The sequence below is a fragment of the Virgibacillus sp. JSM 102003 genome (assembly GCF_041949995.1).
Taxonomy (GTDB): Bacteria; Bacillota; Bacilli; order Bacillales; family Amphibacillaceae; genus Lentibacillus.
The window spans coordinates 110709-136375 of the sequence record NZ_JBHFQH010000001.1 but is presented as its reverse complement, the minus strand read 5'-3'; the positions used below and the strand labels follow the sequence as shown (position 1 = coordinate 136375).

Below are 25667 nucleotides of genomic sequence, written 5' to 3'. Positions count from 1 at the left end.
GATGTAATGTAATGGTAGATTCGACACGCTATTCCCGGCAAATGTTATTTGCTCCAATACGAGAAGCAGGACAGGAAAAGTTGGCAAACAGCACCGTACTCGTTGTTGGTGCTGGTGCACTGGGTACTGTTATATGTAATCATCTTGTTAGAGCGGGTATTGGTCGATTGCGTCTGATAGACCGTGACTATGTTGAACTAAGTAATTTGCAGCGCCAAATGCTTTTTGATGAAGATGATGCTAAACAGGCAATGCCTAAAGCTGTTGCTGCAAAAAATAAACTGGAAAAAATGAATAGTACTGTTTCGATTGAAGCAATTGTAGGTAATGCTACAAATGAAAATATAAACGAATTAATAAAAGGCATTGATGTAGTATTAGATGGTACAGATAATTTTTCTACACGTTATCTTTTAAACGATGCCTGTTTTAAACATAATATCCCATTCTCATATGGTGGGGTTGTCAGTTCAAGAGGTATGACTGCATTCTTCATTCCCAATGAGACTCCCTGCTTACGTTGTATTACAAACGAAGGTACCGGAAGTGGCCATACATGTGACACAGTCGGCGTGATTTCACCGGCAGTTGATATGATTTCTTCTTTACAAACTACCGAAACAATAAAGTTTTTAACTGGTAATAAAGATAATTTACGACATACGCTAAAAACAGTTGATATATGGTATAACCAGCAATATGACATGAAATTATCAAACCCTGATCCAAGCTGCCGCACATGTCAAAAGAATGAATATCCAGCGTTACAAAAAACAGCACAAAACAGTGAAGTTGTATTATGCGGACGGGATACGGTTCAAATCCACCACAAATCAAGCATGGATTTGGAATACTGGGAAAAACAATTAGCTAAAGTAGCTACAGTACAGCGAACACCATTTTTATTAAAGGCAGCTTTTCATGAAACTATTAATCTTGTCATCTTCGCAGATGGGCGTGTTCTTGTACAAGGTACTGAAGACCCTGTTCAAGCAAGAATTTGGTATGACCGTTATATTGGATCCTGATGCATAAAATCACTCCATTTTGAAAACAATTAATAACAACTTCATTAGCAGAAAAGGGTGTCAGGATGAGAATCTTTTTAGTTCTTACATTTTTATTGACCGTAGTGACAATGGTCTTTAAATGGAGATATAGAATCGTAAACACGTTGTTAGCAATTAGTTTCCTCCGTCGGATTGCAGTTATGATTACAATGAACATGCCAGCAATACGTAACAAAATATTACCCGGCCTGTTTAGTCGACAACCAAACTAAAGCATATATTTTAAAAAAGAAGCTGTTCTGCAACAGCTTCTTTTACTATATAATTAGAAAACTTGGCTTATTGCCAAGTCGAAGCAATACTTATGCAGTACTGCTAAAAGAAAAATAAGTTTATTTTTGGTAAGATGGTTTCAGGGAGGAAAGCGAATGTACTTATCTGAGCAATATACGTTTTATAAATTAGCACATAGTCTAGTTGCAAAAGACGACTTTGAAATACTGCATATAAATGAAAGTGGCCAGGAAATATGGCTCGAAAAATATGAAAATAAAACGTCATATGTGGTTCGCTTATTACATAGAGGTTTTGACTGGAAAAATCATTTAAAAAAAGATATAAGAACCGTTTTTCAAAAAGCAAAAGCTATGAAACATTTCTTTCTGGGTAAACATATTGAAATACATAATGTATATATTTCTACTCATTCACCGGTAGATGATTGGAATATACTTAAGAAACCAATGCAGCTGAATGAAAAGAATCCATTGAAAATGAAAGTATATTATTTGTCAGAGGCAGAAAAAGCTGCTGAACAATCTCGTCTGCAGGATGCAATTGGCAGTTCAAGTGTAACTATTTCAGATGATGATTCGGAACTGGATATGGAAGAACAGGTTGAATATTATAAATCGCAATTGGATACTACTCTGAAAAATAAAAAAAATGAGGCGGAAAGCTTATTCTCGAATGGGAAACCATTTTTAACCTACTTTTTACTAGGTATTAATATTTTGGTTTTTCTATTGCTTGAACTGAATGGGGGCAGTAAATCTACAGAAACTCTAATTGAGTTTGGAGCAAAATATAATCCTGCCATTATTGAAAATGGTGAGTGGTGGCGAATTATTACCTCTATGTTCCTTCATATTGGGTTTCTGCACTTAATTATGAATATGTTTGCTGTTTATTATCTTGGTGCAGCTGTTGAACGAATTTATGGTTCAACCCGATCTATTCTTGTATATTTTTTAGCAGGTATAGGCGGTGGGTTGGCCAGTTTTGCATTCACCACTAACATCTCAGCTGGTGCTTCTGGTGCATTATTCGGGCTCTTTGGTGCACTATTATTCTTTGGATTAATACATAAAAAAATATTCTTTCAAACGATGGGTAAAAGCTTGCTTATAATAATTGGAATAAACCTTGTATTTGGATTCATGGTACCTCAAGTTGATAATGGAGCACATTTGGGAGGATTAATATCTGGATTTGTCGCTTCAGCGATTCTGCATTTACCTCAGAGGAGAAAGTTGTCAATGCAGCTTTTTGCATTCATTCTCTACGCAGTTATTATCTTGGGATTGATAATATTCGGAACTCAACATAACCTGAACAGCCCTTCTTATCAGTTGTTGAAAGTGGAACAGTTAGCATCAGTTCCGGATTATGAAGAAATAGTCGAGGTTACTACAATTGGTTTAAGGAATTCTGAGGATCTTGCAGATATATTATTGTTTCAAAGGTCTTATGCTTATGTGAAGCTAAACGAGGTTGATTTGGCAATCGATGATTTGGAGTCTGCAATACAGATGAATGATGAATTTGCTGAAGCACATTTTAATTTAGCGGTTTTGTACTATAATAAAGGACAGGAAAATAAAGCACAAGAGCGCATTAGGGAGGCATATGAAATTAAACCGGACAGTGATGATATTAAAAGGCTTTATGAACAGATTATCGATCAATAAAACGAACAGAGGACAGTTTTCAAATGGTTGTATTTTCCAAAATACGCAAAAATTTATATCAATTGCATTAAAAATCTACAAAACGTACTAAAATAACTAATTAAATGAGGCTGGGGCATAACTAAAAATCTCTACTAATTCTATCTCAAGAATTTGAATCATAGTTCGGATTTTTGACTTAAATACTTTTATCACAGCTACTTTATTGAAATTCAGGATACTGCTGAATCAGTCTTTCCTTTTTACCGTTAATTTCATATAAAACGATTAAATGTTTATTCTGTTTGTCAAACAGTATTAGGGGAACATAACTTTTTAACTTATTTTTCTCTATGTTCTTAGCATTAATAATATAATTTTTATAGATACCTTCCCAAAGTTGACCAATAATTTGATTCGTTTGTTTTTGGGTTAGTGATGGAAGGGGGGTATCATTATATTGGTAAAGCTGTGTAAGTGGAACTGAAAGGTACAATTCTCCATCAATATCAAAATGTCGGATGAGCAATTTCCATGAATATAATAATTGCTGATGTGTTGTATGGTCAAGTAATGTTGCCCACTCGGTTTCATATTTGTTATTCGGTGTCTTAAAAGATTCTAGAGCAGTGTTCGGCGAATCAATTACATACAATTGATCATATGTCATTTTGTGAATGCTTTTAATCTGGTCGTCTGGATAATGAACTTCCCCATGATGATAGGATATAGCTTGAAAATAGCTGCTATCCTCACCATAAATTTTCTCTTTTGTTTCAATTCTATCGGTATCTTCCATCCATTTGCTTCGAATACCTCTTAACATGCCATTATTGAATATTAACGAAGCATCTTGCCTGAGGTAAATTTCTTTATCACTTTTTGACTCACTCTCCCATATTATCTCATAGGAGTCATTGGTTTTCTCAGTTATCATTTCAAGACGAGTATTCGCCTTATCAAAGCTTGTCTCTTCATCCATAGGAAAAAACGTAATAGTTGGAACAGTCTCTTCCTGCATGATGTATATAAATACTGGTAAAAATATTAAAAAAATTCCGATGTAAATTAAAAGCCGTTTTTTCATTTCTGTTATCACCCTTTTTGTTTCCACTTAAAATAAAATGTATGAGCTTGGACAACTGTTTATGCTTATTTGGGAATAGAATAAATGACTTGTAACAAACTATTTATAGATTCTATTTAAGGGTGATGAATTTATGGAGAGAGAAAAACAATCGTTATTTTCCTCGTTTCAAAAAAATGTTGATTATATGAAAGACAGGTTGGCTGTTGATAAAAGTTTCGATGTAATTTATTTGGATTTAGAGTATGCAGGAAGAAAAATGGCTTTATTTTTAATTGACGGATTTGCTAAAGATGAGATTATGCACTATATTATGAAGCTATTGGCACAGCTGGAACCCGAGCAGTTGGAACCTGACCCTTTAACAAAACTTTTTAAAACATACATCCCCTATATCGAAATAGGTCGGCTTAAAGATTTAAACAAGATAGCTGATCAAGTACTTGGTGGTCCAGCAGCATTAATTGTTGAAGGTATCGATGAAGTAATCATGATTGATGCAAGGACATACCCTGTAAGGGCCCCAGCCGAACCAGATTTGGAAAGGGTTGTGCGCGGTTCCCGAGATGGTTATGTTGAAACGATTGTTTTTAATACTGCTCTTACAAGGAGAAGGGTACGCGATCGATCGTTACGTATGGAATACCTGCAAATTGGCAGAAGGTCCATGACAGATGTCTGTATCTGTTACCTTGACGATATCGCAGATCAAGATCGCGTTGAGAAATTGAAAGAAGTATTAAAAATGATAGATACTGATGGTTTGCCAATGGCAGAAAAGACCATTGAGGAGTTTATCAGTGGTCGACATTGGAATCCATATCCGACTGTCAGGTATACGGAAAGACCTGACACAGCAGCAGCTCATTTGTATGAGGGTCATGTGCTCATTATTATCGATGGATCTCCCAGTGTAATGATTACACCCGCGACCTATTGGCATCATTTGCAGCATGCAGAAGACTACAGACAAAAACCAATGGTTGGTGCGTATTTACGATTTGTTCGATTTATTGCAGTTTTTGTATCAATTTTCATATTACCGCTTTATTATCTTTTTTCTGTTAGTCCAGAATTTTTACCGACAGGTTTGGAATATATTGGTCCGTCGGAACCTGGAACCATTCCCTTAATCGTACAATTTTTAGTGGCTGAGGTAGGAATTGATATGCTGCGATTGGCAGCAATTCATACACCATCGTCTTTAGCAACGGCACTTGGGCTGGTTGCTGCCATATTAATGGGGCAGGTGGCAGTAGAAGTTGGGCTATTCTCAAGTGAGGTTGTTCTTTACTTAGCAGTGGCAGCAATAGGTACTTATGCAACACCAAGTTATGAATTGAGTTTGGCAAATCGATTGATTCGAATGTTTTTACTGTTAGTAACAGCATCTTTTGGAGCAATTGGATATGCAGTTGGAATTACTCTATGGATTCTGTATTTAGTACGAATATACTCGTTCAAAACTGCTTATTTTTGGCCGTTACTGCCTTTTTCTTATCGGGCATTTCGTGATGTATTCCTGCGATCACCTATGCCATTGAAAAATAGAAGACCAGTATTTTTACATCCAAAGGACCCAGATCGTTAAATAGTTTCGATCTGGTTTTTTGTTGTTCCTTATTTCACCACACTTTGGTATAATTATAAATGGTGATTTAAATGGAAACTATTTATGATATACAACAGTTATTGAAAAGATTTGGAACGATTATATATACTGGTGATCGATTAGCAGATCTTGAACTAATGGAAGCCGAAGTCAAAGAACTATATCAGGCGCAATTTATTGAAACTAACGAATACCAGATGGCCTTACTACTCCTTAGACAAGAAGCATCACGGGTACGGGATAAAAAAGGAGAGGGTTCCTAATGGATCAAAACATTATAGGTGTAGATGTTGGTGGCACAACAATAAAAATTGGCATATTAAATGAAGCAGGGAATATCTTAGATAAGTGGGAGATTCCAACTAATGTTACTAACAACGGTACTTCAATTCTGACAGATATTTGGAACTCTGTGAGACAGAAAATTGATTCAGGCCAGTTTAACGAAAAAACCTTTTCCGGAATTGGACTGGGTGCTCCAGGCTTCATACACGAGGATTCAGGAAGTGTGTATGAAGCAGTAAACATAGGATGGAAAAACATAGAAATAGCCAGAGAACTAAAGGCAATTTCCAAATTACCTGTATATGTACAGAATGATGCAAACATTGCAGTACTTGGCGAAAATTGGCTTGGTGCAGGTGAGCAAGCAAGAAATCTTATCGCTATTACCCTTGGAACAGGGGTAGGAGGCGGAATAATTGCCAACGGTACTATTTTAAATGGTGAAAATGGAACAGCAGGCGAGATTGGTCATATTACCGTTGAAGAAAATGGCTATCTATGCAATTGTGGCCGCAGAGGTTGCTTAGAAACTATTGCATCAGCAACTGGCATGGTTCGACAAGCTAAGAATAAAATTAAAATAGATCCAACAAGCCGTTTAGCTTCCTTTTATCAGGAGAATGAAAGTATAACGACGAAAGATATTTTCGAATTAGCAAATCATGGTGATACCTTAAGCAAGGAAATTATTGACTATACTGCTGATGTTCTCGGTTTAGTAATTGCAAATCTTGCAACAATAATAAATCCCTCTAAAATTCTTGTAGGCGGCGGTGTTTCAAAAGCTGGAGAAGGGTTTATAAATAGTATAGATAAGACTTTTCGCGAATATGCATTGGACAGAGTAAGTAAAATTTGCGAATTAAAAGTTGCTCAGCTTGGGAATGACGCTGGGATTATTGGTGCGGCCTATTTAGTAAAACAAAAATTAAATAATACTGCATTTTAACCTTTACTTTTTATAAGTCTTCTATTATTATAATAATTTGTTAGTTGCTTACTGCTAATATAAAAAAGATGTAAATTCTATGAAACTTTTTGATAAAGAAAAACGTCATATAGTAGTGTAGGGCATTTGCCACGTTTCAAAAATGTGGTTACGGGTATTAGATTAAATGAATAAGTATAGATAGTGAAAGAAATAAGATGATAAATGTTTTATTGTAGGAGGAACAAAAATGAACTTTAAACGAGTCAAAATGCCTTTATTTATAATTGCAACCTTATTATTTGGGTTAAAGACTTATTTTATATATCGATTTTTATTTAGTATTGAATTGGAAAACACGATGCAGGAATTCATCCTGTTCATAAATCCATTTGTTTCTGCTTTTTTATTCTTTTCAATAAGTGTATGGTTTAAAAAGCAGTCCCGACAAATGAAGTTTTTGCGTTATACAACATTAATTGGAACACTTATTGTATATTTTAATCTTGTTTTCTACCGTTCTTTTACTGATTTTATAACAATTCCACAGTTATTCCAGGCAAGTAATATGGGTGACTTGGGTTCAAGTATTTTTACGTTGATTGAAGTTTACGATATTTTGTTTATTATCGATGTAGCAATTATTTGGTATTTAAGTAAGAAAAAGCCTGATACTATGTCTGTAAACTATCCAAAAAGTGGAAGAGTATTTGCATTAGCAATGTCATTAATGCTGCTTGCAGGGAACTTTTTCTTAGCTGAAATGGAAAGACCTCAATTATTCACTCGCGCGTTTGACCGTGAATATTTAGTGAAAAATATTGGGTTATTCAATTATCACGTTTATGATTTAGCGGTACATTCAAAAGTGAAAACGCAGCGAGTCTTTGCAGATGGCAATCAACTGCCTGAAATCAAAGAGTATGTAAATGAAAATGTTCAAAATGATAGCAAGTCACCGTTATATGGTATTGCAGAAGATAAGAATGTTATCTTCATTTCGGCAGAATCTGTGCAGAACTTTGTGATAAATAATAAAGTAAATGGTGAAGAGATAACACCGTTCTTAAACAGTTTAGTTAATGATGAAAGTACCTATTATTTTGAAAACTTTTATCATCAGACACAACAGGGAAAGACCTCTGACTCCGAATTTCTGACCGAAAATTCACTTTATCCATTATCTAGAGGTGCAGTATTCTTTACACATGGTCAGAATGAGTATAACGCGATGCCAGAAATCCTTAACGAAGAAGGATATTACACGTCAGTTTTTCACTCGAATAATAAAAGCTTTTGGAATCGGGATCAAATGTATAATAGCTTAGGATTCGATCATTTTTATGGTGAAAAAGCATATGAAGTCAATAAAGAGAATTCGATTGGATGGGGTCTGAAAGATAAACCGTTCTTTGAACAGTCCATTAAGTATTTACAGACAATGGAACAGCCGTTTTATTCTAAGTTTATTACACTAACAAATCACTTTCCATTTGAATTAAGTGAAGAAGATAGTTCAATTGATAAATATGACTCAAATTCCGCTACGCTAAATAATTATTTTCCAACAGTCCGGTATACTGATGAAGCGATTAAAAAATTCTTTAAGCAGTTAAAAGATGCTGGATTGTATAAAGATTCCGTCATTGTGATTATGGGAGATCACTATGGTATTAGTGAAAATCATAATAAAGCGATGAGTAAGTATTTAGGTAAAGATAAGATAACACCTTATGATCATGTACAACTACAGGAAGTACCAATGTTCATTCATATACCAGGACATGAAGATGGAAAAGTTATGTCTCAAGTAACTGGTCAAATAGATATAAAGCCAACATTATTACACATGCTGGGTATATCAACAAAAAATGATATATACTTCGGTAACGACATGTTCCGGAAAGATCGCAAGGGTTATATAGCATTACGAAATGGAGATTTTATTAGTCAAAAATATATCTCGACAAGCGGTATCTGCTATAATCGAAAAACTGGAGAGCCTGTTGAACCAAATGAGAATGAAACTGATGAAAGTAAAACAGAGTCCGCATGTAAGCCAATTAAGAAGAAAGTAGAAAAAGAATTAGGATACTCAGATGAAATTATTTATGGGGACCTATTCAGATTTATGGACTTTTCAAAAAGCAAATAAGTAAATAAAAAGCTGATCCATCTAATGGATCAGCTTTTTATTGCTTATAGGCTTTAAATAGGCTCTAAAATATGTGTGCTGTGGATAAATGGATTTCCGAACCTCCATACGATTATAATGTTCGAACAGACATTTGCGCTTTTTCCAAATAAAAAAACTAACTACCAGAGTTAGTTTTAATTAACAGTTAAGAAAGTATAAACATTTTTTTTACCTATTACATTAATGTAACTAAACTATTTGCATTTCTAATTAAAAGGAGTCCTTAGGAGGAGAAAGCAAAATATGCCTTCATATAACCCCTTTAACAAAAAGTCTAGTTGCCTAATTTATATACTTCCTATTTCGGAAATTATCGTCGCAACTGAGAAGAAGCCAAAAGTTAGTGCAGAAATGGCAGAGAAACCAAGTGCGAATACATTTTTGATCTTCAATTGGCGTATTACTGATACTACTGACAACAGAGTAACAAGTAAAAGTATTACTGCTAAAATCATTTTGAAAATATCCTCCTTATGAACTTTCTTTGATTGTGATAATTACTATAAGTTCTTCAATTTATTATTATGTAACAAGCTATTTCCTATTCTTATTTTATAGTATAAAATGGGTTTTGTCGAGTTATATTATAGTGAATTTCGTGAACAAATATTCAGGAGGGTAATAATGAATTTTAAAAGCATGTCCTTAGGTCCATTAGGAACGAACTGTTATATCGTACACAACGATAACGATGCAATAGTAATTGATCCCAGTGGTGATCCAGAGAAAATTATAACGTATTTAAGTGACGAGAAACTCACACCGAAAGCTATTTTGCTAACCCATGCACATTTTGATCATATTGGTGGAGTTAGTAAAGTTAGGAATTACTATGACATCGATGTATACATTCATGAAGAGGAAGCAACGTGGCTTGAGAATCCAAAGTTAAATGGATCGATGCTATTTACCGGGAGCGAGATAAAAACGAAAGGTGCAGAGCATTATTTAATTCCAGGAAATTTACAGTTAGGCGCAATAAAGTTTGAAATAATACATACACCTGGACATTCACCAGGCAGTGTTAGTTTCATATTTCATGAGCAAGGACACGTTGTTAGTGGTGACGTACTATTTAACAAAGGTATAGGCAGAACAGATTTGCCAGGTGGAGATATTAGGCAGCTTGAACAAAGTATACGTAACAATCTATATACATTGCAGGAATCTTATATTGTTTGTCCTGGTCATGGACCAGCAACAACAATTGGAGAAGAGAAGCAGAATAATCCTTTTTTCTCTAACTAATAAGTTTTTAAAACGTGTCAAATTTAAACAGTATATGCGGTCTAAGCAAAAACAAAAGCTCAAGCGCCTGTTCAGCGCCGTATGGACTGTGCTCAGCGCATCGCGGGTAGATCGACGTTGCCGTGCAAATCGGCTGACTTAGTCGGTCTTCCTTTTCCCTGAGATTAGATGAACTTGACTTATCGCCAATGATGGCGAAAGTCAAGATGAATCCTATGCTTGGAAAGCGAAAAGGAAACACGGCGACCAATGTGAGCCGATGTTGATTTATCGTACGAAGGTGAGGGAAGTTGCGCTTGTCGCTGAAGCTGGACCGTCGCTAGATAGCTTAGTGAGTTATATACAGCGCTCAAATTTTATAGTTTCTCTAGAAAGAAACAAAAAAGCCCTTCATTAGCGAAGGGCTTTAGGGGGGATGTGCTCTGCTCTTTTGTTGGTTAGGGATAAAAGTTAAGCTACTATTCTCACTATAATTGTATATAAACAACATGTCAATAGTGAAAACATAAATACAGAGAGTTTTCTTAAAACCTGTGGATATATGAATATGTTGTTGGGATAAGCTATCTTACTAAAAGAAGCCAAATAAAAAACCCTGCATTATTATATGTAAGCAGGGTTTTTCTTTTAATGCCCGAATCCAGGCACTAATATGAATTCTGAATACCAAGTAAAACCAACCATAAATACTGTACAATAAGCTCCGAATAAATACATATACATGCGTTCTGATAATTTCAGATAACTTACTGTTAGGAAAAATGCCGTTTGGACAAGAAATAGTATTGCTGTTTTTTGCATATCTCCCACATAAAACATTACTGTGAAAATACCTGTCCAAAAAGCAAGGACTCGAAACATTCGATCCATGTTTTCCCCCTCCTTTTAGGTAACCTTATCATTGTTATTATAAACGACGATTTGGATAATGTAAATAAATCTTATTAAACAATTGAAAGTTTTGCCACGTAAGTGCAATTTTCGCATCCTTTAAACATATTTTCGTTTTCAATTAAATCTACATTCGTAAATAATGCTTCAAACATACCCTTCAGAAAATTATTGTGGAGTTTACAGACCATTGTATGATTTGTAGACGCTACTTCCTTAAATGGACAATTTTTTATCTGAAAAGTTATGCTAGTACTGTCCTGGTTATATTGAAAGTCCGGATACATCCCTAGCATTGTGCCAGCATCTTCTAATATGTTAATTTTTTGTTCTTCTGTAAGTTCCTCAAACAAGGGTCCATTATGATACCGTTCAATTACCTTACTCCCATATTTATATCCAGTCTGATATAAAGCATGTATTCCAGCTTCTCCTAATTCAACAAAGGACTCTAATGCGATTGAAGACAGTAGTTTATAATCCCGATGTGGAAAGTTAAGCTCGATTACCTCATCTGAAAGCCGATAAACTCTGCTTGGCCGTCCTCCTTTGCCAGTCTTTTTCGAGTACGATTCGACAATATTTATATCTTCCAGCTTTGACAGATGGAGCCTGGCTACGTTTGGGTGGATATCGAATAATTCAGCAACCTCTGTAACACCAACTTCCTGATGGTGTTTAATTAGATACTGGTAAATATTAAATCGTGTTGGATCACTAAGCACATTCGTTACTTTAAGTGTTTGTTCCACCGATAATCACCTCACTATGTTTGTTACTTTAATTATAGTGAAAAGCAATAATGAATTGTGCGAAATAAGTTATTTGTTAAAAAATGTACACAACTTAATGGTAGTATTATGACACATTTTAAAATGATTATTCCAACCATAGTCTACTGGATATCAAAAAAGTAGCGTTGGAGTCTGTTTTAATACTAAAAAGCAGAAGATATTCTTTTTCATTGTAGACAATATACTCAACATCTACATCGCCATATGGAAATTGATAATGTATAGGGTTATCCAAATCATTTCCAAGCAATACTTCTTCCTTAAATGATGTTCGTGCCATTTGAAGTAATGTTTCTATTTTCAATTGGTTTATCTGATTATGGGTTATTTGTATTTCATTCTGGTACATATTAATACTCGCAGTAATTATAATTAACGAAATTGCGATGATAAATAGGACGTAAGGGAGGATAAATCCTTTACTACTACCGGTAAATAATAATTGTCTTTTCAAATTGCTCACCTTTTGATGATGTGATAGTGGCGTGAAAACCGTATGCAGTAGACTTAAATTTAACTGCTTGTACATCGCGTAAATAAATTTCATGCCCTTTGGAATCGACTTTCCTTCTAATCAGATTTTGATACTGTTCAATTGTAACAACTGAACCGTCGGTCTGATTGAGAATGATCCTTGTTGGTTCAATTTTTATATCGGCTGATTCAATTACTTCATCTCGTAAAAAGTAAAAAAACTGCTGAAATGAAAGTTCGTCATAATTAGATGTGAAACTAACCCCTTTTAAAAGGTACCCGGTAAAGGGGACAATTATAAACAAGATGGAAATAGTTAGAATAACTGATAAAAAGGAAAATGCTTTGTCATTTTGCAGAATATCCGTACAGGCAAATCTGATTTGTCTTATTTTTAACATTCTCCCATGTTACACATCCTTTCAGTAATTCGTTTTCAGCTGAAAAATTAAAATTGAGTGTTGTAGCATTTACTTCTTTAGAATAATTAATTGGAAGTCTATTTTGACCATCCCACAAATATGGCTGCAGTTCGTCATGTAGCTTATTGGAAAACAGCCGTTTATGATGCAGTACTTCTCTTTCGTATAGCAATAAATTTGTAATTGGAATAAGAGTTGAAATAATTACCATAAGGAGAGTTATGGCTACGAGGGATTCAATCAGAGAAAATCCTTTATTGTTTAACAATGTAGCACCTGCCTTTTCCGAGTGGACAAGTAACTTTATACTTGTTACTTTTTGTTTGTATCGTAATAGCTCCAGGTTCTATAACAGTTCCCTCGTTATTAAATGCTATTGATGACATAGTCAGGTAATTTATTTTCCACCCTTCTGGAATTTTTCGTTGAACCAGGCTTTTAATATGGTAATCTTCTGCTATGAAATAACTTTCATTTCCGGTAAAGGTTAAACGAAAGTAGCTTCTTGAGTTATATGATTTGGATTGCATGTATAGTAAATCCATTTCTAACGTCTTCATGAAATTAGCTTCTTTCTGCTTTTCAAGAATGGAGAAATGTAATGGAGCACTTAAAATCAGTATTACAGACCAAACGGAAAGAACGAAGAGAACTTCTATTAAGGTGAACCCGTTTTTATAGTTCATCATGTTCCAGTGGGGATACTGACAATTGCTTTGTCATCAGTATTGGTGGTTATCTGCAAGAAAGTATCATCAGGACATTTCTTTTGTTCTTCTGTAATATAACCTTCAGTTTCCAAAGTATCGAGGTCAACTGGATAACTGTTTGTTTCGATGTAATACGCATCAACCTGTGCCTGGACTACAGATACCAAAGCATTGCACCCTTTGTCATAGACTTCCTTGCTCTTGTCACTTAGGTTAGGGACCATTAGAATAATCAGCACGGAGATTATCATGAGGACAATCAGCATTTCTATTAAAGTGAATCCTTTTTGATTTTTGAACAAATTTTCCAACTCCTTATATTGTTTTAATTAACTGAAACATAGGCCACATCAGTGTGACGTAAATAAAAATAATGAAGCTTGCTAAAATGATGAAAAAAGCTGGTTGCAGGTAGGTAATAACTTTCATGGTCCTCCGGTGTATTTCTTCCGTTTGTAATTCTGCATAAATTGTTAAATCCTTTTCAAGTGCATTTACATCTGCATTTTTTTGAAAAATAGTTGATAGCTGATTATCAAGAAGTGGCAGGTTTGCCAATAAGCTTGTAATATAAACCCCATCTGACAACTCTTTGGTCATTAATAAGGCAAAATGTGAAAGGACAGGCTGTTTGTTTTGTTCTGACATGTTAGACAGTATTTCCCTTATTGATATCCCTGTTTTTAATAATGAACTAACATGTGTGGCAAATAAAAATGAAATTTGCATTCTTTTGTATTGATAATAAATAGGTATTACCCTGTAAAATTTTATTTGTTTTTCAACACTGACTTTGTGCTTTACGATATGCCAGATAATAAGAAACAGAACGGTCATTAATGCGAGGACAGTTATAAACCGCACTAATAAATCAATCACAGCCACAGACAACATGACAGTTGAAGTCGTTTCGGTATTGTTATTAAATAGATCCATAAAGGAAGGGAGAACGGATTGTTTAACAAAATACAGCAGTAATGAAAATATAAAAAGTAATATTAACGGATAGCGTGCTGATTCCTGAAATTTTTTAACATAAAGGACGCGTTGTTCATACATTGAAATACATTTCTCAACGTTTGCCTGCAGATTTCCATTATCCCGAACAAAGTATAAGTAGGATGTGATGATTGGGTTGAAGTTCTCTTTTTCTAATGCTCGATCAAGTGTTGTGCCAGACTTTAGGGAAGAGATGACTGAGTTGGAAATGGGTTTTAGCTGTTTATCCCAATTAATAATTTCAAGAGCAGATATCAGTGGATAGCCGTTTGCCAATAACCTTTCCATGCGTTTTAAAAATCGTAATTGAACTTCCTTTTTGGGTGATCTATTTCCCAGTTGAGGAATAAGTTTCTTCAGAGATAAATCCATAAGCAAATGCCTTCTTTCGTAAATGATGAAATGTATGAAATTGTTCCAGGGAACTAATATCAATACCATCCAGCGTCTTTTCCAGCAGACTTCCATCCAACAGCTCGATTACTGCAGCTCGTCTAGTGGTAGTTTTATTGACTTGAACTGGAAGTAACTGTAATGCTGCAACCGAAATAAGCGATTGTTTTAAATCAGAGCGTTTTAAACCCATCTCCAATAAGCGATGAATCGTTCCCAATGCATTATTGGCATGTAATGTGCTGAGAACTAAATGACCAGTTAAGGAAGCATCAAAAGCAAACTGTGCAGTAAAGCTGTCCCTTATTTCACCTACCATTATGATATCCGGATCATGTCTTAGTGCAGCTTTTAATCCAGTCTGATAGGTGATCCCCGCTTTTTCATTTACTTGGACCTGCAGAATATCATTTATATCCTTTTCAATTGGATCTTCCAAAGTAATGGTCTGATAAGATTTCTCTGTTAAAATGGTTTGAAGCAAGGCGTATAGGGTTGTTGTTTTTCCACTTCCTGTTGGACCTGTAAACAGAATGATGCCAGAACGATTTGCAATCCATTCTTTAAGTTTTTTTAATTGGTTTGGAAAAAGAAAGAGCTGTTCAAGGGTAAGGTTATCTTCCTGCGGGAGAATACGGATGGCAAGGCTTTCTATATGGTTAACGGGAAGCGTGGATAATCGTAAGGAATAACGATTAGTAATAGTATCATGTTCAATTGTTCCGTTCTGTGGTTTACGAACTTCACCTATATCCATTCCTGATGTAAACTTATAATAAGTAAGCAACAATTGGTACTGGTTGATGGGTATCGTTTTGTGCAGGATTCTTTTTCCAAATATACGGAAATAAATGTCAGTATTTTCATGGAATGGGTAGAAATGAATATCCGAAGCATTGGTAGTAATAGCAGATTGCAGAAGCTTTTCTGAAAGTTTTGAAGCTGTGCTCAATAATATCTCACCTCCTTAATTAGACTATATTCGACACAGTTTGCAAAACTCCTTCTTTTTCTTAAAAATATTTTTTAAGGCGGGTTATTAATATGAAAACACTTTACTTAATAGGGTTTATGGGTAGCGGAAAAAGCACAATTGGTGAAATGTTAAGTAATATACTAGGTCTGCCACATATTGATACTGATCATCTGGTGGAGGAAGTATACGGACAAACAATTTCTTCTATCTTTCAAAGTGATGGTGAAGGTACGTTTCGGAAGTATGAGTCTGAAGTCCTTAAGAAAACACCTTCACTAAATCACATCATATCAACAGGTGGGGGAATTGTGGAAAAGGAAGAAAATACTCTTTTTATGAAGGAAAATGGAATTGTCATTTACCTGAATACTTCTTTTGAGGAAATCGCTAAGCGGTTAGAAGATGACCAATTAAGACCATTATGGAGTCAAAATGTGAAGGAAAAGAAAATTTTATTTAATAGACGAGAGAAGTTATATGAGGAAAACGCTGACAAAATAATTCATACAGACAATAAATCAGCTAGGGAAATTGCTGGGGAAATTAAAGTGTTATTCGAATGAATTGATAAAAGGGTCAATTTCATAAATACTAATCATCATCATTTATCCGAACAGTTTTGCGAACTAATGATTTCCCGTTCGTTAATTCAACGTACCACTATCGTTGATTTTCACTGCGGGCGGCGGAATAGCACGAGCTTTAGGACCTTGGAGCACGATAGCAGGAGGAGGCTCAAGCCAGTCAGAATTGGGGCATAGAAGGTACTGTGTATGTCGCACTTGTATACAGAGGGTGAAAGTGTCCACCTGCAGTGGAAATAAACATGTCTAGTACATATACTAAAAGTTGGATTTACTTCTTTATTTTCGAATTATGAAATTATTCAAAGGAATAAATTTAGGCAGTTTGTAAAAGATAATAATAGTACCTAAATGAAGAGAGGTGGATATTATGTCTGGAAATGAATATGTAAAGTATATGACAGAACAGTTCACAGCATATATTGACACTCCACCGGAAGAAAAGAAATTGAGAAAGTCACAGCATAAAACGGAGCCACCAGTTTGTTCATCCAGGTGGCTAGGAGTTTTACCATTTGCTTTTAAGTTATTCTTAAAAAAGAACTAATAACAGGCAAATGTTACACATTTGCCTGTTATGAATTATTGTTATTTTCTGCTAAGTAAAATATTCCACCATTTATCACCTTAAAGGTGATTCGTGGATGATACCGCTTATTAATTTCTCCAATTTCTTTATTCCTTTCCTGTTGTGTATGTTCCTCATCGTCTTTTGCACTGTAAAAGTGGTTTACCAACAGAATTTCTTCCTCCATTGTTTTTAATGATTCCTCAGCCCAATCGTGTGTTTGATTATGAATATAGCTTTCAAGAACCGATTCGATTCTGATAAAACCACTTTTTAGTCTGATAATCGGCGAGATGGTATAGCAGTAATCTGAGATTGTCATTTGTAATGATTTTTCTTCTAAAAAGTCCATCATGTCTGTTTTCATGGAACCGTTTACCAGGTGCAGTCCAATTGAAAAGATTTCATCTCTTTTCTGTTTCCCTTGATAGCTAATTTTAATATTCGTAACCAGCCATGGAAATAGAGCTGTTTTCTGATTCGTGTCAATACGTTCAAATAATTTCGTATATGTTTCTTCCTGTTTTAGCTTATTGAGAATTTGCTGTAATCGCGGGCTCCCAAAATGAACCCATTCGCCTTTTTCGTCCCTTTTTTCAGGGTTTGTAATCAATGTAAGCTGCATAGGGTCTCCGGGATTACCAATCTTTTTAATGTAATGCCAATAAAACGGCCGATTCATTAAAGCACGATCCATGTCTTCAGTTAATTGTACAGTAAGGACACCTTCATTGTTATAGACAAAATTGCAGTGGTTTGCTGTGAAGTAAGACTCTAAAAAGTGGTGTAAATTTTTAATTGCCATACTGTTGCTCCTTCTGTTCCGTTTGATCATGTGTTAATTTGATGATTGAAGAAAGGTTATCCAGTTTTATTCTTGCCTCACCAGTAGAAGAGGATTCAGAAAATATGGATTGTATTTCCGATTCAATGTCATTTATATTCAGTTCTGCCAAAATACTGTCTAATTGGCCAATAACTTGTTCAAATAAATTTATTTTTTCATACAATAGTGTCATAATATGCTCCTCCACGGTGCCGCGAATTGCCAAATTGTAAATATGGACATCATTTTGCTGACCATAGCGGTGTATCCTGCCAATCCGTTGCTCTAATCGCATCGGATTCCATGGCAAATCATAATTTATTAAATGGTTGCAAAATTGCAGGTTAATCCCCTCGCCTCCAGCTTCAGTTGCAATAAGAACCTGTACGCGATTTTCAAATAATTGCTTCATCCAGTCTTTCTTCCCTTTTTTGAATCCGCCTCTAAAAGGTACTGAAGTAATATCGTTCTCTTTCAGATACCATTGCAAGTATAATTGTGTAGCACGGTACTCAGTAAAGATGATTACTTTTTCATCGCCTAATTGTTTGATGACTTCTACTACTTTTTCAGCCTTTACATGTTGGGGAAGCTGTTCAATTTTATCTGTGATTGGTTTTATTACATCTATTTTTTCATTGCTTGTCATCATTTTTTGTAATGATAAAAAGCATGCTTCTCTTGATGAACAGAGCTCTCTAAGTAATGTGATTTTTGAGAATGTAGCAAAGAACTCTGTGACATTTTGCAGGTGTGAATAGACATCTTGTTCTTCTTTTTTAAAATCAATCCATATCGTCTCAATTTTTCTTTTTACCTGATCAAATTCCGTGTTTTTTCGTGTATTTCGAATCATTACTTTTTGGACTAATTGTTTCAGGTATTTATCCTGTTTTATCTTTTTACGGTCCTTTCCATATTGTTCTAGGAAGCTGTCATAATCACCTAAATGACCTGGTTTTAAAATAGATACCAAATTGAATATTTCCACTAAACGATTTTGAACTGGTGTAGCAGTTAATAATAAACAATATTTTTTCTTTAACGATCGAACAAAGGCAAAGTTTTTTGTTTTGTGGTTCTTTAGTTTATGGGCTTCATCTATTAATATAAAGTCATAGTCAATATCAAGTATATGTTCGCGATGCGGGGAACGCTTAGCTGTGTCAATAGATGTAATCATGATTTCAGTCTGATCCCATGAATAATTCTTTCGATGTGGAATTGCTGGAATATAGAATTTTTCATTTAATTCTTTTGCCCATTGATTTACGAGGGAAGCAGGAACCAGTATAAGTACTTTTTTTACAAGTCCTCTCAGCATATATTCTTTTAAAATAAGACCCGCTTCTATTGTTTTTCCAAGACCCACTTCATCAGCTAAAATTGCTCGGCCATTCATTTCTTCGATAACTTGATTAGCACAGGAAATTTGGTGTTCAAGAAATTCCATGTGGGGCAAATATTCTAGTGATTTTAATCCTTCAAATGAAGGTGCCATAGTAGTTAACTCGGCTTGATAGGTCATCCGAAAGAGCTCCCACGAAGAGAGAGAACCCTCCTTCTCTAACGTTGTTTCGAATTCTTCTATGAAAACAGAATCTTTTTGAAGTTCAATGCGGTCCATAACATACTTCCTTTTAAAAGAGTTATCTTATCTCTACTTTTCACATTGTTCATATGCTATAATGAGACTCATAAAAAAGTAGATATTTCTTAGTTACTGATACATAGTATAACCAAAATAACTAATTTCATTATGCGAATGAGTACAAGGGGAGAGCTTACTATTAAGTAACGCCGAAGGAGCAAACATGTGTGAATCTCTCAGGCAAAAAGACTCTTGTATGACGCAACTCTGGAGAGTGTTTACGTTTACCTTAGTAAACCACCAACGAAGCAAGTGCTGGTAGGAATTTGTATTCAGTTCCTTGGCGCGCAACTTTCAGGTTAAAGGACAGAGATTTCCCTGTATTTCAGAGAAATCTCTATTTTTATGTGGGCAGTTAATAAAGTATAACTCCTTTCTTACTGCATAAGTGCAACTAAGGCTTTTCGCCATTAGGGCTTGGCGATAAGCCAAGTTTTCTAAAAAATATTTAAAGGAGTGGATGGAATGAGTGAGTTGAAAAGAACCCCATTGTTTCCCGAATATGAAAAGGCAGGAGGAAAGACAGTCGATTTTGGCGGATGGGACTTACCTGTACAATTCAAGGGAATAAAACATGAACATGAAGTTACCAGGACAAAAGCCGGATTATTTGATGTTTCGCATATGGGCGAAATTATAGTGAAGGGCCCAAATAGCAAGTCTTTTTTACAGAAGGTAACGACAAACGATGTTTCCACATTAACTCCAAAGCGTGCACAATATACATTTATGTGTTATCACGATGGTGGAACTGTTGATGATTTTATTGTTTACATGCTGGAGGAAGATCACTATTTATTAGTTGTGAATGCAGCCAATATAGAAAAAGACTTCGAATGGTTAAAAGAAAACAACGACACAGGGGTTTCTATTGAAAACGTGTCATCCAAGTATGCACAGTTGGCACTTCAAGGACCACACGCTGAAGCTATTCTTCAACGTCTGACGGATACCGATTTAAGTGAAATAAAGTTTTTCCGTTTCGAAAACCCTGTTTATTTCTCTACAATTGACTCAGGTGCAATTGTATCAAGGACCGGGTATACAGGAGAAGACGGATTCGAGATCTATATCGACGCCGAACATGGAAGGAATCTGTGGAACTTGATACTAGAAGCAGGTGGGGATAATGGTTTGGAACCAATTGGCCTTGGCGCAAGAGATACACTTCGTTTTGAGGCTAAACTAGCATTATACGGTCAAGAACTCTCAAAAGACATAAGCCCAATTGAAGCTGGTATGAAGTTTGCAGTTAAAGTCAACAAAGAAGCAGATTTTATTGGAAAAGAAGTGCTGAAGCAGCAGGCTGAACAGGGTCCTGACAGAAAGTTAGTTGGTATTGAAATGATTGATAAAGGTATTCCTCGTACAGGATATCAGGTCTACATCGAAGATTCTGAAGTAGGATTTGTTACTTCTGGAACTCAGTCTCCTACATTACAAAAGAATGTCGGGTTGGCCCTGGTGAGAAGTGAATTTGCCGATTTGGGCACAGAGTTATTTGTTCAAATACGAAAGCGAAAACTGAAGGCAGAAGTCGTTAAAACACCATTTTACAAACGTGATAAATAGGGAGGGCTTTTACATGGAATTTCGTTATTTACCAATGACTGAAACTGATAAAAAGGAAATGCTTGAGACGATTGGTGTTGGGTCATCTGAAGAGCTATTTTCAGATATACCAAATCAGGTTCGTTTTAAAGGCGAAATGGATCTTAAAAAACCAGCAAATGAAGCACAGTTAAAAAAAGAACTGGCAGGTATGGCCAAGAAAAACGCTAACCTGATAGAATACAGTTCATTTCTGGGTGCTGGTGTTTATGATCATTTTATTCCATCAGTCGTGGATCATGTGATTTCAAGATCAGAATTTTATACGGCTTATACACCTTACCAACCAGAAATTTCACAAGGTGAACTACAAGCAATTTTCGAATTTCAGACGATGATTTGTGAACTAACTGGTATGGGAGTTGCCAACTCATCCATGTATGATGGCGGAACAGCACTGGCAGAAGCTGTAAATTTAAGTGCTGGTCAAACGAAACGCAAAAAAATTCTTGTTTCAAAGGCAATCCATCCTGAATCAAGAGCTGTTATTGATTCATACGCAAAAGGACCAAATCTTGAAATTGTTGAAATTGATCATCATAATGGGCGGACAGATTTACAGCAACTAAATAATGAATTGGATGAAGATACTGCAAGTGTTGTAATGCAATACCCAAACTTCTTTGGTCAAATTGAACCGTTGCATGAAGTAAATGAAATGATCAGTCAGCAAAAGAAAACGATGTTTATTGTCTCTAGTAACCCGTTATCACTAGGATATTTAACACCTCCAGGCGAGTTTGGTGCGGATATTGTAGTAGGAGATACGCAAGTATTTGGGATACCTGCACAATTTGGTGGCCCGCATTGTGGTTACTTTGCGACAACGCATAAATTAATGCGTAAAGTTCCTGGGCGGTTAGTTGGCCAAACAACAGATGAAGATGGGCAGCGAGGGTTTGTACTTACACTGCAAGCAAGAGAGCAGCATATCAGACGTGATAAGGCCACATCGAATATCTGTTCAAATCAAGCCTTAAATGCACTTGCGAGTTCTGTAGCAATGAGTTCAATTGGCAAAAATGGAATCAAAAAAATGGCTGTATTGAATATGCAAAAAGCGCGTTATGCGAAGCAAAAATTAAAGGAAACTGGGATTGAAGTAATATCAGAGGGGGCATTTTTCAATGAATTAGTTGTAAAACTCCCTAAAAATGTTGCAACTGTAAATGAAAAGCTCTTAGATAAAGGCATAATTGGCGGGTATGATCTCGAACAGGCCTACCCAGAGTTAGAAGGACATATGCTAATTGCCGTAACAGAAATTCGTACAAAAGAAGAAATTGATACTTTTGTAAAAGAATTGGGGGATATTCATGGCTAAGACAGATTTTCCGTTAATTTTCGAACGTAGTAAAGAAGGAAGAACTGGTTATAGTTTTCCAGAATTTGATGTTCCAGAATTTGATCTAGAAAGCGAATTTGAGGATTCTTATATTCGTAAAGATGCACCAGATTTACCTGAAGTAAGTGAACTGGAAATCATGCGTCATTATACAGCTTTATCAAAACGAAATTATGGTGTAGATTCCGGGTTTTATCCACTGGGTTCGTGTACGATGAAATATAATCCTAAAATAAATGAAGATGTAGCAAGACTTGACGGATTCAGTCATATTCATCCACATCAGGATCCAAAGAGTGTGCAAGGTGCAATGGAAATGATGTATGATCTGCAGACTTCATTGAGAGAAATTACAGGAATGCATGAAGTTTCCTTACAGCCGGCAGCAGGAGCTCAGGGTGAGTGGACTGGATTGATGATGATTCGTGCATTCCATGAAGCAAATGGAGATTACAATCGGACAAAAGTAATTGTACCTGATTCGGCACACGGAACAAACCCAGCATCAGCCAAAGTAGCGGGTTTTGATGCTGTTACAGTCAAAACAAATGATAAAGGTTTGGTAGATCTGGAGGATCTTAAAAGAGTTGTTGGTGAGGATACAGCAGCCTTAATGCTTACAAATCCGAACACACTGGGGTTATTCGAAACAGAAATCCTGGAAATGGCTGAAATCATTCATGGTGCTGGAGGTAAATTGTACTATGATGGGGCAAATCTAAATGCGATTATGGGATATACCAGACCTGGCGATATGGGATTTGATGTCGTTCATTTAAACCTGCATAAGACCTTTACCGGTCCACATGGTGGCGGTGGTCCAGGATCAGGGCCTGTAGGTGTTAGCAGTGAATTAGCTGCATATTTGCCAAAGCCTTTACTTGTTAAAAAAGATAATTTATATACTTTTGATTATGATCGTCCTCAATCAATCGGGCGTGTTAAACCTTACTATGGGAATTTTGGTATTAATTTGCGTGCATATACGTATATTCGCACGATGGGGGCTGAAGGGCTCAAGAAAGTTAGTGAATATGCAGTTATAAATGCGAACTACATGATGCGTAAACTAGAGAAGGAATACGTGCTGCCATATCAGCAACATTGTAAGCATGAATTTGTTATATCAGGTAAAAAACAGAAAAAATTAGGTGTGCGGACATTGGATATTGCTAAACGCCTGCTAGATTATGGCTATCATCCACCTACAATTTATTTCCCGTTAAATGTAGAAGAGGCGTTAATGGTTGAACCTACAGAAACGGAATCAAAAGAAACGTTGGATGGTTTTGTTGATACAATGATACAAATTTCCAATGAAGCGAAAAATGATCCGGAATTAGTTCAGGAGGCACCTTTTAATACAATTGTAAAACGTATGGATGAAACAACAGCCGCAAGAAAGCCGATTTTACGATATAATAAATAGATAAAAACGGATGAGGTAATTACCTCATCCGTTTTTAATCTTCCCTGTCCATTTCTTAAAGCCGCCTTTAAGCTGATTTAAATCTTTGTAACCTTTTTTATGGAGCAGCTGAGCAGCTCTTGCTGACCTGGAACCACTCTGGCAATAAAGGTATAATGGCTTATCTTTTCGCATTTCTACAAGTCGTTGCTTCATTTGTGTTACTGGAATATTTCTGGCCCCAAGAATATGACCTTTTTTAAACTCCTGCGGTTCTCTTACATCAATTAGCTGTGCCTTGCGATAACCTTCCCGAAACTGATCTTCTGTTAATATGGTGACGACGTTTTTTTGTCTGAAATACCGGAATACTCCTACTGCGACTATTACGACAATCCCGATTACTAAAATTTCCATTGCTTATCCCCCGTAACTTTCATTTGTGTCTATTCTATTATATTGTGGATTAGCTATTTTTTCAAAGTATTTTTCTTGGCAGTTAAGAAAGCGGGTAGGTCATTTTGCTTATTTTTTATTGTCTGACTATCCTTAAAATCGTCAAGCACTGTTGTGCAGTACCAAAACAACGTTCCTTCTAGTAGGGTTTTGAGAAACTAAATGAATTATATAAAAAAGATTAGGAATACTGGATTTTTAGTAATTTCCTTAATATATCTCTATTTTACTTCATATTAAATTGCTTTTTGATGATTGACAGATTAATGCTTATTTGTTCAATTCTCAATATATAGTATTTATTTTAAAATATGAATACTATATATTGTTTTTAGTATATGAATTATGATATCTTATAGTATAACAAATAAATAGTTAAAGGAGCGATCAAAAAATGTCGATTGCTGTTGAAAGCGGTAAAGATATAGATGTTAACATGCTGAATGAAGATATCAAATCGTTTCCGCAAGTACATCCAATAACTGATGATATGAAAATCACACACAAAGGTGTATCCCGTCTGGTTATGCTTGATCGGTATGCTTTTAAGGACACGGAAAAAAAGACGTTGCAAGAAGGGGACTTTGTCGTTTTAACTGTGAAAGCAGACCCGAAATTTCCTGCACGTGGCTTGGGTTATGTGAAATCAATAGACTGGGCACATAAAGAAGCAGAAATTCAGGTAGATTCACAGTTTCTATCTGTACTGGATAATGAGCAGGAAGCTTCTACAGGTATCGTTAAACGGTCACTAGATGTAATTGATAAGCCTTTGGAAGTATATTATGAACAAATAGCTAAGAGAAATGCCACGGGACTTTCCAGTGTTGAAACGACAGAAGCAAAGCAGAAAGAGTGGTTTGAGAAGTTTACGGATGAGTTAGGCTCGTTGAATTTTATTCCAGCTGGACGCGTGTTATACGGTGCAGGTGCTGACACAGACGTTACTTACTTTAATTGTTATGTTATGCCGTACATTAAAGATTCACGAGAAGGAATATCTGACCATCGCAAACAGGTAATGGAAATTATGAGCAGGGGTGGTGGAGTTGGAACAAACGGATCAACTTTAAGACCTCGTAACACGTTAGCAAGAGGTGTAAACGGAAAGTCGTCAGGATCAGTTTCCTGGCTGGATGATATCGCAAAATTAACACATCTGGTAGAACAAGGCGGATCAAGACGTGGTAAACATAAGTGCCTCGTCTATAAACTAACCTCGTGAATTGCTGGGAACTCTTTA

26 protein-coding genes, 2 pseudogenes and 1 riboswitch are annotated in these 25667 nt (G+C 35.7%); of the genes and pseudogenes, 13 read left to right on the top strand and 15 right to left on the bottom strand.

Features of this window, described 5'->3' with window-relative positions:
* Window positions 1–11 precede the first annotated feature (11 nt).
* Both ACE1TG_RS00715 and ACE1TG_RS00710 read left to right on the top strand, forming a co-directional pair.
* Complete coding sequence (locus tag ACE1TG_RS00715) at window positions 12–1028, top strand: ThiF family adenylyltransferase (protein WP_375050440.1); 1017 nt, start codon at window positions 12–14, stop codon at window positions 1026–1028.
* Window positions 1029–1438: 410 nt separating this feature from the next.
* Window positions 1439–2980 (top strand): rhomboid family intramembrane serine protease, encoded by a 1542-nt coding sequence (locus ACE1TG_RS00710; RefSeq protein ID WP_375050439.1) that lies wholly within the window; start codon window positions 1439–1441, stop codon window positions 2978–2980.
* A gap of 202 nt (window positions 2981–3182) precedes the next feature.
* On the opposite strand, the gene ACE1TG_RS00705 is transcribed toward ACE1TG_RS00710, so the two are convergent.
* On the bottom strand, window positions 3183–4046 hold the full coding sequence (locus tag ACE1TG_RS00705; protein WP_375050438.1) for a hypothetical protein: 864 nt from the start codon (window positions 4044–4046) through the stop codon (window positions 3183–3185).
* 133 nt (window positions 4047–4179) lie between these two features.
* Between ACE1TG_RS00705 and ACE1TG_RS00700 the strand changes: the two genes are divergently transcribed.
* From ACE1TG_RS00700 to ACE1TG_RS00685, 4 genes are all read left to right on the top strand, one after another.
* Window positions 4180–5637, top strand: coding sequence for a spore germination protein (locus ACE1TG_RS00700; protein WP_375050437.1), 1458 nt, complete (start codon window positions 4180–4182; stop codon window positions 5635–5637).
* 71 nt (window positions 5638–5708) lie between these two features.
* Window positions 5709–5921, top strand: a complete 213-nt coding sequence (locus ACE1TG_RS00695; protein WP_375050436.1) for a YqgQ family protein — start codon at window positions 5709–5711, stop codon at window positions 5919–5921.
* Window positions 5921–6892, top strand: a complete 972-nt coding sequence (locus tag ACE1TG_RS00690) for an ROK family glucokinase (protein ID WP_375050435.1) — start codon at window positions 5921–5923, stop codon at window positions 6890–6892. Before ACE1TG_RS00695 ends, ACE1TG_RS00690 begins: the two co-directional genes overlap by 1 nt.
* 229 nt (window positions 6893–7121) lie before the next feature.
* On the top strand, window positions 7122–9026 hold the full coding sequence (locus ACE1TG_RS00685; RefSeq protein ID WP_375050434.1) for an LTA synthase family protein: 1905 nt from the start codon (window positions 7122–7124) through the stop codon (window positions 9024–9026).
* A gap of 329 nt (window positions 9027–9355) precedes the next feature.
* Here ACE1TG_RS00685 and ACE1TG_RS00680 read toward each other — a convergent pair whose 3' ends face one another.
* On the bottom strand, window positions 9356–9523 hold the full coding sequence (locus tag ACE1TG_RS00680; protein ID WP_375050433.1) for a DUF2759 family protein: 168 nt from the start codon (window positions 9521–9523) through the stop codon (window positions 9356–9358).
* Between the two features lie 169 nt (window positions 9524–9692).
* Here ACE1TG_RS00680 and ACE1TG_RS00675 point away from each other — a divergent pair, with 169 nt between their 5' ends.
* Window positions 9693–10316 carry an MBL fold metallo-hydrolase gene (locus ACE1TG_RS00675; RefSeq protein WP_375050432.1) on the top strand — a complete coding sequence of 208 codons (624 nt, stop codon included), beginning with the start codon at window positions 9693–9695 and terminating at the stop codon, window positions 10314–10316.
* Window positions 10317–10943: 627 nt separating this feature from the next.
* Here the strand turns inward: ACE1TG_RS00675 and ACE1TG_RS00670 are convergent.
* The 10 genes and pseudogenes from ACE1TG_RS00670 to comGA form a co-directional block, all read right to left on the bottom strand.
* Window positions 10944–11186, bottom strand: coding sequence for a DUF2626 domain-containing protein (locus tag ACE1TG_RS00670; protein ID WP_375050431.1), 243 nt, complete (start codon window positions 11184–11186; stop codon window positions 10944–10946).
* Between the two features lie 74 nt (window positions 11187–11260).
* Window positions 11261–11959: a helix-turn-helix transcriptional regulator gene (locus ACE1TG_RS00665; protein WP_375050430.1), complete on the bottom strand. Its 699-nt coding sequence runs from the start codon at window positions 11957–11959 to the stop codon at window positions 11261–11263.
* Between the two features lie 127 nt (window positions 11960–12086).
* Complete coding sequence (locus tag ACE1TG_RS00660; protein WP_375050429.1) at window positions 12087–12455, bottom strand: hypothetical protein; 369 nt, start codon at window positions 12453–12455, stop codon at window positions 12087–12089.
* Window positions 12427–12876, bottom strand: a complete 450-nt coding sequence (locus tag ACE1TG_RS00655) for a competence type IV pilus minor pilin ComGF (RefSeq protein ID WP_375050428.1) — start codon at window positions 12874–12876, stop codon at window positions 12427–12429. The genes ACE1TG_RS00660 and ACE1TG_RS00655 overlap by 29 nt, the downstream gene beginning before the upstream one ends.
* Complete coding sequence (locus ACE1TG_RS00650) at window positions 12824–13108, bottom strand: hypothetical protein (protein ID WP_375050740.1); 285 nt, start codon at window positions 13106–13108, stop codon at window positions 12824–12826. The genes ACE1TG_RS00655 and ACE1TG_RS00650 overlap by 53 nt, the downstream gene beginning before the upstream one ends.
* Window positions 13109–13120: 12 nt before the next feature.
* Window positions 13121–13165, bottom strand: a pseudogene (locus ACE1TG_RS00645) (prepilin-type N-terminal cleavage/methylation domain-containing protein); the annotation flags it as partial.
* Window positions 13152–13586: a competence type IV pilus minor pilin ComGD gene (gene comGD / locus ACE1TG_RS00640; protein WP_375050427.1), complete on the bottom strand. Its 435-nt coding sequence runs from the start codon at window positions 13584–13586 to the stop codon at window positions 13152–13154. The pseudogene ACE1TG_RS00645 and the gene comGD, both read right to left, overlap by 14 nt.
* Window positions 13583–13909: a competence type IV pilus major pilin ComGC gene (comGC, locus tag ACE1TG_RS00635; RefSeq protein ID WP_375050426.1), complete on the bottom strand. Its 327-nt coding sequence runs from the start codon at window positions 13907–13909 to the stop codon at window positions 13583–13585. Before comGC ends, comGD begins: the two co-directional genes overlap by 4 nt.
* Before the next feature lie 13 nt (window positions 13910–13922).
* The gene (locus ACE1TG_RS00630; protein ID WP_375050425.1) at window positions 13923–14978 is read right to left on the bottom strand and encodes a type II secretion system F family protein; all 1056 of its coding nucleotides are present in this window, start codon (window positions 14976–14978) and stop codon (window positions 13923–13925) included.
* Window positions 14935–15951, bottom strand: coding sequence for a competence type IV pilus ATPase ComGA (comGA, locus tag ACE1TG_RS00625; RefSeq protein ID WP_375050424.1), 1017 nt, complete (start codon window positions 15949–15951; stop codon window positions 14935–14937). The genes ACE1TG_RS00630 and comGA overlap by 44 nt, the downstream gene beginning before the upstream one ends.
* Before the next feature lie 92 nt (window positions 15952–16043).
* Here comGA and ACE1TG_RS00620 point away from each other — a divergent pair, with 92 nt between their 5' ends.
* Entirely contained in the window at window positions 16044–16538 is a 495-nt protein-coding gene (locus tag ACE1TG_RS00620) for a shikimate kinase (RefSeq protein ID WP_375050423.1), read from the top strand.
* Between the two features lie 391 nt (window positions 16539–16929).
* Window positions 16930–17106 (top strand): YqzE family protein, encoded by a 177-nt coding sequence (locus ACE1TG_RS00615; protein WP_375050422.1) that lies wholly within the window; start codon window positions 16930–16932, stop codon window positions 17104–17106.
* A gap of 28 nt (window positions 17107–17134) precedes the next feature.
* On the opposite strand, the gene ACE1TG_RS00610 is transcribed toward ACE1TG_RS00615, so the two are convergent.
* Together ACE1TG_RS00610 and ACE1TG_RS00605 are read right to left on the bottom strand one after the other, a co-directional pair.
* Window positions 17135–17932, bottom strand: coding sequence for a YqhG family protein (locus ACE1TG_RS00610; protein ID WP_375050421.1), 798 nt, complete (start codon window positions 17930–17932; stop codon window positions 17135–17137).
* On the bottom strand, window positions 17922–19580 hold the full coding sequence (locus ACE1TG_RS00605) for a DEAD/DEAH box helicase (RefSeq protein WP_375050420.1): 1659 nt from the start codon (window positions 19578–19580) through the stop codon (window positions 17922–17924). The genes ACE1TG_RS00610 and ACE1TG_RS00605 overlap by 11 nt, the downstream gene beginning before the upstream one ends.
* A 138-nt stretch (window positions 19581–19718) precedes the next feature.
* A riboswitch (glycine riboswitch) is annotated at window positions 19719–19806 on the top strand.
* A 263-nt stretch (window positions 19807–20069) separates the two neighbouring features.
* On the opposite strand from ACE1TG_RS00605, the gene gcvT reads away from it, so the two are divergent.
* From gcvT to gcvPB, 3 genes are read left to right on the top strand one after another with little or no spacing between them, the layout of a single operon-like run.
* Complete coding sequence (gene gcvT, locus ACE1TG_RS00600; RefSeq protein WP_375050419.1) at window positions 20070–21176, top strand: glycine cleavage system aminomethyltransferase GcvT; 1107 nt, start codon at window positions 20070–20072, stop codon at window positions 21174–21176.
* A gap of 13 nt (window positions 21177–21189) precedes the next feature.
* Entirely contained in the window at window positions 21190–22539 is a 1350-nt protein-coding gene (gene gcvPA, locus ACE1TG_RS00595; protein ID WP_375050418.1) for an aminomethyl-transferring glycine dehydrogenase subunit GcvPA, read from the top strand.
* A complete protein-coding gene (gcvPB, locus tag ACE1TG_RS00590; protein WP_375050417.1) occupies window positions 22532–23989 on the top strand; it encodes an aminomethyl-transferring glycine dehydrogenase subunit GcvPB in 1458 nt (485 codons plus the stop codon). Before gcvPA ends, gcvPB begins: the two co-directional genes overlap by 8 nt.
* Window positions 23990–24013: 24 nt before the next feature.
* On the opposite strand, the gene ACE1TG_RS00585 is transcribed toward gcvPB, so the two are convergent.
* Window positions 24014–24385, bottom strand: a complete 372-nt coding sequence (locus tag ACE1TG_RS00585) for a rhodanese-like domain-containing protein (RefSeq protein WP_375050416.1) — start codon at window positions 24383–24385, stop codon at window positions 24014–24016.
* A gap of 433 nt (window positions 24386–24818) precedes the next feature.
* Here ACE1TG_RS00585 and ACE1TG_RS00580 point away from each other — a divergent pair.
* Window positions 24819–25613, top strand: a pseudogene (locus tag ACE1TG_RS00580) (ribonucleotide reductase N-terminal alpha domain-containing protein); the annotation flags it as partial.
* Window positions 25614–25667: the final 54 nt, after the last annotated feature.

What these genes read in the sequence shown, in the direction of transcription:
- ACE1TG_RS00620 (WP_375050423.1), top strand. Translation starts at nt 16,044, where the DNA reads ATGAAAACACTTTACTTAATAGGGTTTATGGGTAGCGGAAAAAGCACA.
- ACE1TG_RS00615 (WP_375050422.1), top strand. Translation starts at nt 16,930, where the DNA reads ATGTCTGGAAATGAATATGTAAAGTATATGACAGAACAGTTCACAGCA.
- ACE1TG_RS00675 (WP_375050432.1), top strand. Translation starts at nt 9,693, where the DNA reads ATGAATTTTAAAAGCATGTCCTTAGGTCCATTAGGAACGAACTGTTAT.
- ACE1TG_RS00650 (WP_375050740.1), bottom strand. Translation starts at nt 13,108, where the DNA reads ATGGTAATTATTTCAACTCTTATTCCAATTACAAATTTATTGCTATAC.
- ACE1TG_RS00655 (WP_375050428.1), bottom strand. Translation starts at nt 12,876, where the DNA reads ATGTTAAAAATAAGACAAATCAGATTTGCCTGTACGGATATTCTGCAA.
- ACE1TG_RS00610 (WP_375050421.1), bottom strand. Translation starts at nt 17,932, where the DNA reads ATGGCAATTAAAAATTTACACCACTTTTTAGAGTCTTACTTCACAGCA.
- ACE1TG_RS00680 (WP_375050433.1), bottom strand. Translation starts at nt 9,523, where the DNA reads ATGATTTTAGCAGTAATACTTTTACTTGTTACTCTGTTGTCAGTAGTA.
- ACE1TG_RS00670 (WP_375050431.1), bottom strand. Translation starts at nt 11,186, where the DNA reads ATGGATCGAATGTTTCGAGTCCTTGCTTTTTGGACAGGTATTTTCACA.
- gcvPB (WP_375050417.1), top strand. Translation starts at nt 22,532, where the DNA reads ATGGCTAAGACAGATTTTCCGTTAATTTTCGAACGTAGTAAAGAAGGA.
- ACE1TG_RS00630 (WP_375050425.1), bottom strand. Translation starts at nt 14,978, where the DNA reads ATGGATTTATCTCTGAAGAAACTTATTCCTCAACTGGGAAATAGATCA.
- ACE1TG_RS00710 (WP_375050439.1), top strand. Translation starts at nt 1,439, where the DNA reads ATGTACTTATCTGAGCAATATACGTTTTATAAATTAGCACATAGTCTA.
- ACE1TG_RS00685 (WP_375050434.1), top strand. Translation starts at nt 7,122, where the DNA reads ATGAACTTTAAACGAGTCAAAATGCCTTTATTTATAATTGCAACCTTA.
- ACE1TG_RS00705 (WP_375050438.1), bottom strand. Translation starts at nt 4,046, where the DNA reads ATGAAAAAACGGCTTTTAATTTACATCGGAATTTTTTTAATATTTTTA.
- ACE1TG_RS00605 (WP_375050420.1), bottom strand. Translation starts at nt 19,580, where the DNA reads ATGGACCGCATTGAACTTCAAAAAGATTCTGTTTTCATAGAAGAATTC.
- ACE1TG_RS00690 (WP_375050435.1), top strand. Translation starts at nt 5,921, where the DNA reads ATGGATCAAAACATTATAGGTGTAGATGTTGGTGGCACAACAATAAAA.
- ACE1TG_RS00695 (WP_375050436.1), top strand. Translation starts at nt 5,709, where the DNA reads ATGGAAACTATTTATGATATACAACAGTTATTGAAAAGATTTGGAACG.
- gcvPA (WP_375050418.1), top strand. Translation starts at nt 21,190, where the DNA reads ATGGAATTTCGTTATTTACCAATGACTGAAACTGATAAAAAGGAAATG.
- gcvT (WP_375050419.1), top strand. Translation starts at nt 20,070, where the DNA reads ATGAGTGAGTTGAAAAGAACCCCATTGTTTCCCGAATATGAAAAGGCA.
- ACE1TG_RS00715 (WP_375050440.1), top strand. Translation starts at nt 12, where the DNA reads ATGGTAGATTCGACACGCTATTCCCGGCAAATGTTATTTGCTCCAATA.
- comGD (WP_375050427.1), bottom strand. Translation starts at nt 13,586, where the DNA reads ATGATGAACTATAAAAACGGGTTCACCTTAATAGAAGTTCTCTTCGTT.
- ACE1TG_RS00700 (WP_375050437.1), top strand. Translation starts at nt 4,180, where the DNA reads ATGGAGAGAGAAAAACAATCGTTATTTTCCTCGTTTCAAAAAAATGTT.
- ACE1TG_RS00585 (WP_375050416.1), bottom strand. Translation starts at nt 24,385, where the DNA reads ATGGAAATTTTAGTAATCGGGATTGTCGTAATAGTCGCAGTAGGAGTA.